Below are 13398 nucleotides of genomic sequence, written 5' to 3' on the forward strand. Positions count from 1 at the left end.
CGGTCGAGGAACAGGCTTTGCTGTAGCTGGAAGCGTGATTTTTAACCTGATTGGAGAAGGTGGGTCTGATGATGAAATCGATTTCCTCAACTAAAATCCTGACGGCGCTGATGCTCTTTTGTGGGCTGAGTTTGACGGCCAACGAAGCCCTGGCCCGCAATAACTATGTGGGGCAACCCCAACAGTTGAGCATGGGCGCTTTCTACGGCGGCCATATTGGCGCCACTGCTACCTATATCTTGAGTTCTCGTAACGCCATTGATGTGGCCGCAGCCATGGAGATGGGTGGCCAAGAGAACACCTCAGGCTGGGCGGATTATCTTTGGATCTATCCTGACGCCTTCGCCATGATGGATTGGAGCTTTGGCTGGTACTGGGGTGGCGGAGTCAAGATCCGCACTGAGAACGACCCCGAAGTGGAAGAGCTTTATCTTGCCGGCCCCCGTGGGGTTGCAGGCCTGACGAACATTCTTGAAAGTATGCCCGTTGAGCTCTTTGCCGAAGCGGCCTTCACCTATCATATCACTCAGGCCACTAAGACTGAGTTTGATATCGCTCTTGGTGCTCGCTACTACTTTTAATAGGAAACTTTAGGTCGTGGTTTGGGAATGCCTTCCACGATTTCTTTACGATAATTGGTGCGGTATTTGACGTAGTTTTTCAGCTCGTTCTTTTGCCGCGCCAACATCTTGAGTCGGTCATCGTTGTGGAGCTCACCTTTAATGGTAATATCATCCAGGTCCAACTTTGCCTGCCCCATCGCCAAGCCCGAAGTCAAAACGACTAAACTGAGGAGAGCGCTCTTAATTGTCTGAAGTCTTATGTTACTCATTGTTTTATTCTAACCACAAATGGCTTTGATTTCCAGCCACAAAAAAGGGGCTCTCTGAGCCCCATATCCCATTTCATTTGCCAATTATTTGCCTCCCAGCAAAAGGCCTTCTCATCGCTTCTTTGGCGTCTTGTAGGCCTTAAAGACCCCATCCTGGACCTTAAGCCCGGCATTAGTGCCGAGGAAAATCGGGTTGGCGGGATCATTCATCAGCATCTGCACCGAATGCATCAGGATGCCGTCACCCTGAGGATCGTTCTGTGGTGTTTGGATGTAGTAGACCAAGACTGCATTCTCTCCAGCCTTATGCCCCAGACCGGGAAGAGTGTCTTTCTCCTTCACTTCCAATGTGGCGTAAAGAGGAAGAATCCCTTGGGAAAAACTGTAACAATCGCGGTTGACCTCATTGGTCTTATCGAGCTTCGTGTCGTAAGCAATCGCGCCCTTATCTTTGATCAAAGGACTGCGATGCTCACCAATTTGCAGATCTGCCTGTTCTTCCCCATCGAGGTTGGTACGCAACAAATTGTAGGAATCCATGGCATAGGCCAGAGATCGGGTGAAATACACAAATGTCTCAAGTCCATCAAGCAACCCATCCCGATCGGTATCCGGATTTTTCTTGTCGCCATGCTTGGGGACGTTTTCCGAAGGTCTGTCGTTGGTAATATAGTCCTCTTCACAGGCCGTCAGGAAGTCATGATCTTCATCCGTACGGTCATTGCACTCCTGCTCGGTAGGGATGGTCTCGCCATAACGGAGTTCCCGCCAGTGGAAGTAATCACCAAAGGCACCGCCATTACTAAATCGTTTGGTTGGGTCAAACCTGAACTTCTTGCCTCGCAACTCCATGCCATCGTAACGGACTTCGTCCCTGTCGCACATGCCGTCGCCGTCTGAGTCCACATCCACAAAGCCATCTTCGCAGTAGCCGGCACTTAGGTTGTAAACGAGGAAGTTCTTCATCTGCCAGGGCTCGTAGGTGGGCTTAACAATCAGCTCATTGAAATCCCAGTTGGCATTGTCCTCAAAGTTAATGAACTTACCTTCTCCCCAGTCTTCGCCCATCTTGCGCAGGCGCTTAACCGCCGAGCTCCCGGAGCTTCCATAAAAGGCTGTGCTCACATGAACATTAGGCCCCAAATCCACGATATCTTTGACCAAGTCTTTGAGCTCATCATCATCATAGGTGTCTGTGGGAACTCCGTCCGAAACGAAAAAGACCATATAATTGGATTCTTCATCCGGGAACTTTTCCATATCGTTGCGAATAGCCAGCCGGGCTGAGTTCAAGGCGGCCTTGTAGGGCGTCGAACCCCCTTCCCCCTCGCTACGAATGCGGGCCGTGGCCTCGTAGACCTCATTGGGATCATCGGTAAACGTCGGCATTTGCCGATCGCCATTGTGGATATAGGCCTCCGCTCCCCGATTGCCCTCAAATATAATCATTCCATATCTATAGAAGTCTTTGTCCTCGTTCTCCTTGACGAATTTCTCGATGTTCCTCGATCGTTTGACGCCTCCTGGATCGGAATCGCTATTGGAGCCCGACTTGTCGATGACAAAAAGAAACTTCATAAAGCGCATAACTTCTTTTGGATCACTGATACAAAAGTGCCCTTGGCTTTTGACGTTTACTTTTGGTTCCTCTTTGGTCACTAGACGAACGTCCGAGCAAGACATCGCGCCGACCATGGCTAATATCATAACTACTGGTGTGACAACCCTTACCAACATAACCCTTTTCCCCTTTCACCCATGAGTAGAGCAAGGCCAAGGCCAAGTCTGATGGCTAAAAGTCCAATAGGTTGGTGTTGGCGCCTGGACCCGGTCATTAATCCGGGAGAAAACTGTTCACTCGTTGGTGTCGCCAAAAGTATGTCCAGATTCTGCGGATTTTATTTGCTGTTTTTGCCGACAAAACCCCGTCAAACCCCTATGAATAGCGGCTTTTCATGTTTGGCGTTAGGACCTAGCGCGAGTCTAGCTCGACCAAGGGCGGATAAGAATTTGCGCAGAACTGTGTATCTGTTGACCAAAAAAAAGCCGGACCGTTTGGGGAAACGGCCGGCAAAATGGGGTACTTCTTAGGGGGTCTGGGGTAAAAAACGAGAATCAGTTAGGGGCCAATTTCCGACGCTTGGAACTTTTCAGAGTCCCCTTTTGGGCCACGTTACTCGGGCCTCGGGGTTTCTCTTCGAGCTCCGTATCATGTCTTTCCATGTTCTCTTCAAAAATGATGTCTTCACGATTGGTGATCGGGGTTGAAGGACGTGCCTTCCACTCGCCAGAATCCACCACAGCCGAGGCATCACCAAGTCCCATCTCGACATCGAGGAACTCTTTTACCCTTGCCTGATCGCCTTCTAGGGCCTTAGCAGGGACTTCCTCAGCCTCGCCTGGAATCTCACTGGTGATATCGTCAGAAAGGCTCTCAGCAATTGAGGCTGACTCCTTATTGACGTCCTCAATCATCGAGTTGAAGTCGAGCTTCACTCGTTCTTTCTTTATGTTCAGTGGTTCTCCCAAGGCGTTTCCCATTACCGCCACGAGCAGAACAAGCAGAACTGCTTTCAAGTACTTACCGAATTCCATATTCCTCTCCGTGTGCCTCATTCCTTATGTCAATTCAGTTTGCAACCAGGATACCAACGAAAAAGCCCCTTATTACGCAGATGAGGCCTATTTTCCGTCCAAAGTTTGGACACACCCCTGACAAGGGTCGGCACGTGTCGAGTCAGTTGACAGGCTTAAAAAAGTTCAACAAAGCCATTAATTTCAATGATTTGCGGCGGCACTCTTTAGGAATGATCAAGGCCATAGGGATGGCCTCATTGGGCCTTAAAGCGCTCCATTTGTCCGCAAGATTCCAATTGCAGGAGGACTGGATTCTGCTGGCGTGGGTCCCCATTCCGGATGTCCTCCAGGTAGGCCATGGACACTCGATTGTCCTGGCTGGGCTGGGGGAAGTAGACCTTTGCTGCCACAAGGGTCTCTTGTGCGTCTATCAGTTTGACCTGATCCCCACCCAACAAGACCACATCAAAGGCGGATGGGGAATCAGCCCGCATCACCAAAACATATTGACCTTGCTCGTTGAGGCGAATTTGTCCATTAAGGACATAGGTCCCGCAGTTAAGCGCCGGCCTTGGCGACCACTCAATGGCCTCGCCCTTGGCTTCATCTGGCCCCTGGGAGTTGGTGCAGCCCAGGATCAAGGCCGTTGCCACCAAGGCCAGGGCATTAATTGATAACTGCATTTTCACACTGCAAAAGATTCTCATATCTTGCCTTAATAAACTCCAGCTCTGCTTCATCCAAAAGTACCTCAAGGCCTTCTTGGCGCTGACGATAGATGCGATTCTCCACTCGTTTTCTCTCTGATTGCTTGGACCGCATTCGGTTCTGAAGATTTGACTTCACCTCATCGATGATCCGGCGATGGTGATCGACCTTAAGAATATTGTCTTGAACAAACTCGCCAAAAGTCTCTTTGTTGGCCTGAAAGTAATCGATGGCCTTTTGATTCAAAATAGGATCAAACTCCTTCATGTAGTCGAAGGACTTCTCCAGGTGCTGATAGGGAAAAATGTAGTTGGCCTGGATTTCGCGAATCTTCTCCCGATCCCCTTCTGACATCAACTCCAAGTCCGTCCCCTCGTTGGCGTATTTGGCCATAAGTTCACTGCGCAGACGGTTGCCCTCAAGCATCATTTTGTAGACTTCAGGATACTTGTCCTGGATGATCTCCCGTCGCCACTGATTATCAAGGGATCTCACCTTGTTGTAATGAAGATCAAAAGATCTTTCGTATTCCGCGACTAATTTCTGCCTCTGTTTCTCCAACTCGCTTTCACACAAGGACTGGCGCGCCACACTGAGCTTCTCGCGTGCTAATTTGGGCACCGTCATAAACAGGGCCTTTCTCTTGACCGCAGGGGGCCAGGCCTCCACATTGTGACCGTGTTCTTGAGCCAATTTCTCAAAACTCGACAACTCCTGGCAAAAGGTCTGAATAAAGTCATAGATGAAGTAATCGCTGGAGAGTATGGGAGTGGAATGAACTTGGCCCTCCTGGCCCATGAAGTCCTTCAGGATTCTCAAAGACAGGTTGGGCCGGGCCTTAAACAACTGGCTCCAATTGCTATCCTCCCACTTGGATCCCCAAGAATAGTAGGTGCCCAGCTCATCATGATGGCCGTTGGCGTAAGAGCAGCGATTCAGCGGATAGTGATGATTGATAAAAGACTTAAGGCCGACAACAAAAGGAGGTCTCTTGCGCTCAGGCGAGACGATCAGTGCTCCTGCATAGCACTGGGTAAAAATCGATCGAATAGGCGTCTCTTCCGGAAACTTACGATACATCTTCTGCAATGCCGTAGCGGTCAGGTAGTCCCCATTCCACAAAGCCAGGGACTGAGGCCCCCCGTGATCTCCGTAAACCGCTGTCACGGAAATTGGGTTCGACTCCCTGATTTCATCGATGGCCATTTTTAGATTGGCATTGGTCGCAGCCCGATAAGGGGTTTCTAAGACCAGTCCCGGCTCCAATTTTATCAGCCCGGATTCATCCCGCATGGATTGCCCGCCACTGATAGGCACGACAGTTCCACCAGGGCCTCCGGCATTGAGCACCACGCTCTGGCCATGAAACAGATTATAGTGGAAAGACTTCACATCTTCTTCATTAACCGAATAGTTAGAGAGTTCGCTGTAACCGCCGTTAACGACGAGAAATTTTTTGCGTAGACTAAGGTCAGGCAAGGAATCCAGATATTCAAGACCCTTGAGTTCTCCAATGAGCCGACCCGCTATCCTCTTAAGGTGGGACTCAGAATTCACGCTGTAGATCTGCTCCAGATAAGAGCCGACAAGGTCGTAGTTCAATTCCAGAGACAAAACCAAATCAAGCAGGGCGCCCTCGGCATCCGGAGCCCAATGATCTTTTGTCAGGGCATAAAACAAAGGCTCGATGAGAATCTGAAATCTCTGTTGAGCATTCGCCGCGGCCGCTCCCCACAGCTTGTTGAATTCCCCATCCTCACCCTTTAGCCTTTGCAGAAACAGCTGCTGTGCTTGCTTCTTGAGGTCTTCGTGGCCGCTGGTAAGCGCCAGGTACCACATATTCCCGGTCAAAGCGAATTCCCGGGCCAAGGTCAGCATGGCCAGTTTTTCCTCTATGAATGCCTTCACGGGCGGGGCAAAGACCTCAGCAAAAATCAGCTGAAATTGATTTGGCAGTTGGCGTCCCGAACGGTGACTTCCGCCGTCGCGTTTTTCATCATGGTAGACTCTTTCAATCGTACCCAAATTGCCCTGGATGTTCTGATACCAATTGCGCCGCTGGTCCTGCTCCGGCCCCTGTTCACTCTTGGGAATCTTCTCATTGAATTTAGCTTCGCCGACCAAAGCCCTGAGCAAGGCGCGGGCGATCTTTGTTTCTGGATGACGTCCGTCCCTATTGGCGCGCTCCCACAGATTCTCCTGAACCTTTACATCCTTTAGAGCCTTTAGCTGAACCATTATCGGAACAACGTCGTCTAAATCATCACTAAGACGAAGCTCGTACAGGAAAAAGTGAGAAGTCTCGTCCATAAAACGACTGAACTTTTCGTGCAAAGGGGTATCGGGATCCCCCCAGTGGTGACGCGACTCCTGGCCGCCATTGCCATCCAACTCTGCATCCAATTGTTGAACAACTCGCTCGATCAACTTGAGGTTTTTGCTCTTGCCAGCGATTAATACGTGCCAACGCCAAAAATGCCTGAGCTGTTCATCACTGTTGAGGACTTCCCATTTGGAAAGAACAAGTTCTTGGATCTCCCGATCACCACTGTGGACGTAGATATTGTAGTAATAGGCCTGGACGGGACTAAAGGCTTCGTGAACCTTGGCGACGGGAATCGAGGTGAGAAACTCCACCGCCTTCTCCCGGCGCCCTTGCTCCCTTCTCGCCTCGATAGCAGCAACATACTGTTCACCCTTAAAGTGAAGGGCGAGGCTTTTGCCCAAGCCCACCAGCCGACCTTCGGGTTTGCGCAGAAAGTGTTCGATGTATAACTCAAAGTCCTCGTACTTAAGGCCATAGAGATTGATCAAGTCTCCAACTGCTGGTTCGATTTCCTCGTTCGTCCTATGGTTGTTGAGAAACCTCATGTAGACCGTCAGAACCTCATCGACGTAGGCATTGCGCCGCCCTTCAGCTGTCAGCAGATCCTGGTTTCTCTTTTGCCTCTCCTGATAGAAGTTGTTCCCCGGGTACTTGTAGTAGTTGGATTCGTCCTCCTCGTCATGTTCCATTTCATGCATCCACTCATCATGGCGATGGCGGAACCTGCCATCTTCTGATTTCATGTACCTATTGATGAAATCAGTGTAAGCAGTGTCAGTCCCAGCGATCCTTTTCTCAATGAGCTGGTGGGCGCGACTGATCGCCCCCTTGTCCTTGGTCTTGCTAAGAACCTGAAGAAACTCTGCGTGAAAGTTATCATGCCAGGGATTTAGTGAAATTCGCTCATATGCGCGCACCAACAAATCACCAGGGATACTCTCCGCAACTTGCAAAAGGAGAAAGCGCACCTGTTGCCACTTGTCCCTGATCTCATGCCATTCCTCGCGGTGGTCCTCACGGTCTACTTCTGGCTCCGTAGCCAGGTAGACTTCCAGTTTCCCGAGGTACTCCTGGACCCGTCGATCCCGCTCAGCATGCCACCACTGGTGGAATTCTTCCTCTCCACCAAGAGCCGCCCGCAAAATCGCCATGGCCATGGAGACATGCTGATGTTGATGGTGGGGATAGATCAAGTACTGATCCAAGTACTCGACGGTCCAGCTGAAGGGAATGTTGAGCTTTTGCCAGTAGGCTCCAATCATCGCATAGGGAAGTTCCAACTTGTCCTGGTGAGATATGAGTTGGTGGAGTTGGTTGTTCATCACCTCGCGGTAGTAATTTTGCTTCTCCTGATCCGTTCCAGCGAAGTTGCGGAATCTCTCCCTGGCCAGGCCAATGGCCTTGGCCTGCAGTGCCTCATCACCAGACAGATAAGCTGCCAGGGTCAAATCGCAAAAGCGGCAATTATCAAAGCCATTTACCTTTTGCAGATTGTTCTTTAAGAAGGACTTCACCTGGACGTGATTCCAGTCTCGTGTCAATGATGCCCAGTACTGCAGTCCACGATGGGAGTTGTTGGAATCATAAGACGCCTTCCCAACTCTCAACATGTGCTGATAGAACTTCACCGCATCTTCAGTGGGCGGTCCCCAATAGGCATGAACCCGTGAGCCCATGGATAAACCAAGGGCCAGGAATAAAAATAAGATCCCCCGCATGATGATCTTAGGCTTTACTTTTCAGATTGGCTGACAACAGCTTTGGCGCCACTGACGAACTTGCGAACAGCATTACCAAAGGCTTCCTCTTTTTGTGCACTCACTGGAATGACTTCAACAAGATAAGAGGCCACGGCCTGAGCAAAATAGAGCTGATGTTCCATTGAGTAAGCCATCACCTCATCACTACTTTCGTCCACCTCCTGGCCGGCAATGGCTTCAAGGGCCGAAACCATCTCTTCCACCAATCCGATGGACTGAGGAGTAGCGACTTCTTCCATTTTGCTGACAAAATAGACCAGCATGGCGGATTGGAATGAAATCTGATGAACAGCAGTCAAATCCTCAATGGCTTCACGAGTCTGATTAATGATCAGCTCAGATCCAGGAACGATGCGCAGATTGCGCGGAATACGCGCTTCAGCAAAACTAACAGACAATAGTAGGACTAAGACCAGTCCAAACACTTTGATCATAGAGAACCCCCTCTCAATATTCCTTCAGTACTTTTGGGTTAAAGTCCTTGCCGAATAGCACTGGACTTCACCAAACCCAAGCCCCAAGGGGTTCTTGTAATTACCACTGACCTTTAAAGTTGAACTTTTAACAAAAAGTGAAACTCCGTGAGGAATGGCTTAAAAACCGGCTCCTTCATTTGCTGATCCGCAAAACCTTGGACCACCTTTACCCAGGGAATAGGTCCGATTGCCGAGCCATTTCCGTAAATCCGAATCCTCACCGTCGCGCAGGGCGTATCCGAGGCGCGGCAGGATGCCTGACGCGACCCGAAGACGAGCCTGCGGCCGAAAAGGTGCGTGAGGATTTGCGGAGAATGGTCGGCAAAGGACCGTTTTCACTGATAAAGGGTTTTTGCGGATCAGCAAATGAAGGAGCCGGTTTTTAATTTCCGAACTCAATCCTCCACCACTCCTGGAACTCCCGGCAGGGAGAACCATTGGTGCCCCCACAGCGATTGCCACCTCCGTGGCCGTTGCCACCGGAACCTTTGATCACCAATCCGTTATTTTGGGCGGTACCACCCTTATCTGGCGGAGGTGAGATCAAATTGGCAAACCCCGCCTCATAGGTGGTGGGGTGACAAGCTCCGCAGGTGTTGGCGAAATTAGTGGCAATGTTAGCGGCAAAGTACTGACGACCTTCATCAGACTGCTGATAGGCCACATACTGTTTGGGAGTTCCAGGCAGAAGATTGCCCGCAATCGCCTGTTCCGCATAAGCATAGATTTCTCTTGTGGTTCCATCGCGAAATTGAGCTGGCAACTGATGGTTAAAGTAATGGTTAAGGCCGGCGCCTCCCAGACCAACCTCTTGGGCCACAACCGACCCTGCTGCTTGGCCAACACCGACAGGGCCGTTGACGTAGAAATAGACGGTGAGCTTTTTGGCTTCATCGCCGGGGTCTTTAGCCCATCCGGTGACGACACCCAGGGGAGAGATATTGTCGATAAAGCCGGTGGAACCATTGTCGGTGACTTTGTTCTCCACCTTGTACCATTCCATGACCTCTTTGCAGGGGCCGGAGCTCAAATTGCCTCCACAGGCATCTCCACCAGTGTGGGTGATGACTCCGCGGATCTTGTTGATCAAGCGATTGTTGGCGGGTGAAACTCCATCGTTCAACAAGTTCTTCATCGGACCATAGTCGTAGATATTGAGAGGCGCGGGAGTTCCCGTCACCAGACGAGGAGCCGCATGACAGGCGATACAGCTGGCTTCAAATGAAGCCTTTACCCTCTCGGCAAAGAAGGCCTGCTCAGCTGGCAAACTGGATCCTCCTCCGGAGCCACCACCGCCTGAACCTCCACCACCCGATCCACTGCCGGACCCGGAGCCTGAGCTGCCATTGAAACTGTTGTCTTGAAGGCTACGCACGTGCATGGGTTCACAACCCAACATCAGTGCGGTAGCAAGAGCGAAAGCCATCGTGGCCCATCGTGAAGCATCCATACTTCTATCCCCTGATAAGCCTCTAATATTGCAAAATCCATGGTCCTTCAGATCTCATCTAGGGGTGGTAGAGCGTCAGGTTCACCGATGCTGACCAGTCACTTGACGCTATAGAGACCGATTGGCTCACCCCGAAAAAGGGTGAGATTTCCAAGCTATGCGGCTGATTTGTGACGCCCTTCCAGATGGACGGCGTAAAGGCTTGGGTCAAGGGCTAGGTGGCAAATGGGGCTGTTGATCTCACAGACCACTCTCGCCCACACGTTGGATTTTTCTGGAATCACTTCCACTTCGCAGAGCATACGAAAACCACACTGCTGGCAACTGATGGTGTACTCAGGTCCATCACTGTCCCGATCACAGCGAAGGTTGGCAAAAAGTGTGTGGTGGTGTTGGCAGGTGGGGCATTCGGCGCCGTCAACAAAACGCTGAACCATCTCCAGATGAATCATCGGTCCTCCTTGATTGGACACAGAAGTAGGGCCACTCGCATTCCTGTTTGGCCAGTCTGAGAGAACGTGCAGATCACTCATTATGTTCGATTCCATGGACGATTGGACAGGCATCAAATTAGAGGCCAAAAACAAGAAAGACCTTACATCTCTCACCTGTCATTAGATTCCAGCTGAAGCTTTGCTTGTAAGGCCTTTAGACACTGTTATTTTTCTGACTCCCACCGCCTGGGTGACAAATTCAAAGGCTACCGGAAAGTCGCAACATCAGGTTGGTGCTGGCCACGGGGCCATGGGTGTCGAATCCAGCGAACAAAAAACCACCAATGCCGACGGGAGTGTCAAACTCAAGGCTCGGCCCCAACCACACAAATTCATCGTCTGGAGAATAGTCGGCCACTGTTCGCAATCCCACTCCCAAATTGTCGTTCATACGGTAAGCGGCGAAGCCTAAAACACCAAAGGCCGGGTCACGGCTTTCACCGCCGGTGCGAAAACGCAGGCTTGGGTCTAACTCCCAGAACATTTTACCGGTCGACGCCCAAAACACCAGGTGGGGTTCAATTTCACTGAGGTCAGAGTCCTTGTGATTCACGTAGGTTTCAACAAAAGCCTCAACCTCCACATCATCTCCCCAAAAGCCCAGGGAGGCCCCGAAGTTCACCAGCGTTGTCGGCGCATCCCATTTGCCATCTGGGGCATAGGTGACCTGAGAGCCCAGGTGAAAGTAAAACTGCTGGCCTTCGTACAACAATAGATACACTTTGGTGGCACTACTCACCTGATCAGGAGTGGCGTTATTTTGTGGGTCTGTTGCCTGATTGAACCAGTCGGACTCAATGCTCACCCACTCGCGCTCAACATCCAGTTGGTTCTCGGCCTCTTCTGCCGTCAATTCACTTGATGCCGACGGGCTGGACGCGGAGGCGGAAAGACCTAGCAACAAACACCAAAGCAATACCTGAGATTTCACCCCTATACCCTCTTTTCATGTTCAAATGAGAAAACCAGGAAATAGCAGGAGCCACCGCCCCTGCCCACACAATTTTTGTTTCTCGCGGAGTTGAAAAGTGATTGAGAATGGCTCGGGACAATTGGTCCCGGGCCATTGATTGATTCTTGCTGCGACCAGCCAGCGAGGGGAATTTGCCCATATCGCCAGTTTATTGGGCCTCTATTGGGTTAGAAGCCACCAGAGGACAAGAAGTAATAACAACCAGCACCGGCCGCAGTGATCGCCGAACCACCAATACTGTAGGCGGCAATGCGAAAACGACGGGCGATCTTTTCCAAGCGCGTGAGAGTGGCCGCGTAGTCAGCCCTAAGTTCAGTCTCAAACTCAATGCCCACATAGCCCTTTTTCTCATGGGCTTCATGTCGGTAGGTGGAATCAATCAGCATTTCCAACCACTGGGCAATCAATTGATTGCGCGCCTGAAAGTGTTCGTTAAAACCTTCTTGAAGCCCTGAAGGAGCCACCTCGGGGAGCACCGGTCCCCGACCAAAGTGCTCAGCATGCCGGGCCTGGATGTTGATCAGTCTCTCACGCAGTTCTAATATTTGCGGCGCCTGCAATTTTGTCTTTAAAATTCGCTGAGCTTCGGCCAGGAGCTGCTCCACCACTTCCACTTCCTGCTCAATGGGCGGCAGAGCCACATCCCAGACTTCTCTCGATTTTGTCGATCTGGACCTCTCAATGTAGGGGCCATGCTGCTCAGAATGCTTGTGGATATAGGTCCATTTGTGATTGCGGCGAAAATAAGTCCGCTCTTTGATCTGCTCCCAGCGGGCAGCGAACTCTTCGTTCTGCTTGATTTGCTCCTGCCGCTTGAGTTCCAATTCTGGCTCTAAGTCATTGGCATAGCGGGCACTCAATCCGGTGTTACCTGTGACTCTGTCCACTTCGGCCAGGGTCCGGCTGGAAAGTTCTTTAAAAGTATTTTCTAAGTTGGCCAATTCACTCTGGGCCTGTCTCATGGCACGACCCAACTCCCGCCAAGGGGTCTTGTCCTTTTCACTCGATGGCTGACCTTTATCCAAGACCTCAGTCACCCACTTGATAAAGGCTGCTCGCTCAGCCAAAAGCTGATCGCGCACGCGCGCCAGGCCAGATTCAATCTCTCCCTCGCCCTGATGGCGGGCCATCTTCACTTCAATACTGGCATAAAGAGCTTGGTACTCAGTGAGCACATGCTCCACCCGTTTGGAGAAATCAATAATGGTGTTCACGAGCTTAAAGCGATTCACCACCAGATTCACTGGACTATGGGATGCCGTACCGGCTGCGGTCATCGCCACATCCACCATGTTCTTGGATCTTTCGATCAGCCAATGGACTTGAGCATCATACATGATCTTCAGCTCACCCTTGTGATTAGTGGCCCAGTGATCGGTCTGCACGCGGGCAAACTCAGGAATCCCCGCCTTGGCAGAACCAATAGCTGTGCTTTTCAATGAGGCGATGTCCGTGACACCATAACTCACGTTGTGAGGATCGTAGCCCACCAAAGGTCTGAGACGCACAAGCACATGGTAGTTGTATCCCTGCTTAAGTAACACTTGAGCTACCAGACCTGTGTCCGAGGCAATGTTGGATTTGATCAACTGCATTTGCGCGTTACTGATTTCACCAATATTGGAGTTCCAATGAACGGTGGACATCACCAACCACAGGGCATCATTGGGAGTCACTGGCCTATTCAACTCATGGTTGAAGAAAGCCTTATCAAGTGCCTGAGCCACCTCGGCTTCTGTGGCCGCCCAGGCCGTGGGCCAGGAACAAACGACAAAGATGAGGATCGTAATTAGAAATCTCAT

11 protein-coding genes are annotated in these 13398 nt (G+C 50.9%); 1 reads left to right on the forward strand and 10 read right to left on the reverse strand.

From position 1 onward, the window contains the following. Positions 1–68 precede the first annotated feature (68 nt). Entirely contained in the window at positions 69–581 is a 513-nt protein-coding gene (locus tag H6624_04530) for a hypothetical protein (GenBank protein MCB9083583.1), read from the forward strand. Here the strand turns inward: H6624_04530 and H6624_04535 are convergent. From H6624_04535 to H6624_04580, 10 genes are all read right to left on the reverse strand, one after another. Continuing rightward, positions 578–832 (reverse strand): hypothetical protein, encoded by a 255-nt coding sequence (locus H6624_04535; GenBank protein ID MCB9083584.1) that lies wholly within the window; start codon positions 830–832, stop codon positions 578–580. The two genes, H6624_04530 and H6624_04535, sit on opposite strands and share 4 nt — an antisense overlap. A gap of 111 nt (positions 833–943) precedes the next feature. Then, positions 944–2569: a VWA domain-containing protein gene (locus tag H6624_04540; protein MCB9083585.1), complete on the reverse strand. Its 1626-nt coding sequence runs from the start codon at positions 2567–2569 to the stop codon at positions 944–946. A 378-nt stretch (positions 2570–2947) separates the two neighbouring features. Then, positions 2948–3427, reverse strand: coding sequence for a hypothetical protein (locus H6624_04545; protein MCB9083586.1), 480 nt, complete (start codon positions 3425–3427; stop codon positions 2948–2950). A gap of 236 nt (positions 3428–3663) precedes the next feature. Then, complete coding sequence (locus H6624_04550; GenBank protein MCB9083587.1) at positions 3664–4092, reverse strand: hypothetical protein; 429 nt, start codon at positions 4090–4092, stop codon at positions 3664–3666. Beyond that, positions 4076–8161, reverse strand: a complete 4086-nt coding sequence (locus H6624_04555; protein MCB9083588.1) for a hypothetical protein — start codon at positions 8159–8161, stop codon at positions 4076–4078. Before H6624_04555 ends, H6624_04550 begins: the two co-directional genes overlap by 17 nt. A 14-nt stretch (positions 8162–8175) precedes the next feature. After that, positions 8176–8637 carry a hypothetical protein gene (locus H6624_04560; GenBank protein ID MCB9083589.1) on the reverse strand — a complete coding sequence of 154 codons (462 nt, stop codon included), beginning with the start codon at positions 8635–8637 and terminating at the stop codon, positions 8176–8178. A 424-nt stretch (positions 8638–9061) separates the two neighbouring features. Continuing rightward, positions 9062–10129 carry a hypothetical protein gene (locus H6624_04565; GenBank protein MCB9083590.1) on the reverse strand — a complete coding sequence of 356 codons (1068 nt, stop codon included), beginning with the start codon at positions 10127–10129 and terminating at the stop codon, positions 9062–9064. A 155-nt stretch (positions 10130–10284) separates the two neighbouring features. After that, on the reverse strand, positions 10285–10581 hold the full coding sequence (locus H6624_04570) for a hypothetical protein (GenBank protein MCB9083591.1): 297 nt from the start codon (positions 10579–10581) through the stop codon (positions 10285–10287). A 241-nt stretch (positions 10582–10822) separates the two neighbouring features. Beyond that, positions 10823–11554 (reverse strand): hypothetical protein, encoded by a 732-nt coding sequence (locus H6624_04575; GenBank protein ID MCB9083592.1) that lies wholly within the window; start codon positions 11552–11554, stop codon positions 10823–10825. A gap of 209 nt (positions 11555–11763) precedes the next feature. Then, positions 11764–13398 (reverse strand): hypothetical protein, encoded by a 1635-nt coding sequence (locus H6624_04580; protein ID MCB9083593.1) that lies wholly within the window; start codon positions 13396–13398, stop codon positions 11764–11766.

This window comes from Pseudobdellovibrionaceae bacterium (assembly GCA_020635075.1).
GTDB lineage: Bacteria > Bdellovibrionota > Bdellovibrionia > Bdellovibrionales > UBA1609 > JADZEO01.

Coding starts and splice junctions, on each gene's coding strand:
- H6624_04530 (MCB9083583.1), top strand. CDS start 69: ATGATGAAATCGATTTCCTCAACTAAAATCCTGACGGCGCTGATGCTC.
- H6624_04535 (MCB9083584.1), bottom strand. CDS start 832: ATGAGTAACATAAGACTTCAGACAATTAAGAGCGCTCTCCTCAGTTTA.
- H6624_04540 (MCB9083585.1), bottom strand. CDS start 2,569: ATGTTGGTAAGGGTTGTCACACCAGTAGTTATGATATTAGCCATGGTC.
- H6624_04545 (MCB9083586.1), bottom strand. CDS start 3,427: ATGGAATTCGGTAAGTACTTGAAAGCAGTTCTGCTTGTTCTGCTCGTG.
- H6624_04550 (MCB9083587.1), bottom strand. CDS start 4,092: ATGCAGTTATCAATTAATGCCCTGGCCTTGGTGGCAACGGCCTTGATC.
- H6624_04555 (MCB9083588.1), bottom strand. CDS start 8,161: ATGCGGGGGATCTTATTTTTATTCCTGGCCCTTGGTTTATCCATGGGC.
- H6624_04560 (MCB9083589.1), bottom strand. CDS start 8,637: ATGATCAAAGTGTTTGGACTGGTCTTAGTCCTACTATTGTCTGTTAGT.
- H6624_04565 (MCB9083590.1), bottom strand. CDS start 10,129: ATGGATGCTTCACGATGGGCCACGATGGCTTTCGCTCTTGCTACCGCA.
- H6624_04570 (MCB9083591.1), bottom strand. CDS start 10,581: ATGATTCATCTGGAGATGGTTCAGCGTTTTGTTGACGGCGCCGAATGC.
- H6624_04580 (MCB9083593.1), bottom strand. CDS start 13,398: ATGAGATTTCTAATTACGATCCTCATCTTTGTCGTTTGTTCCTGGCCC.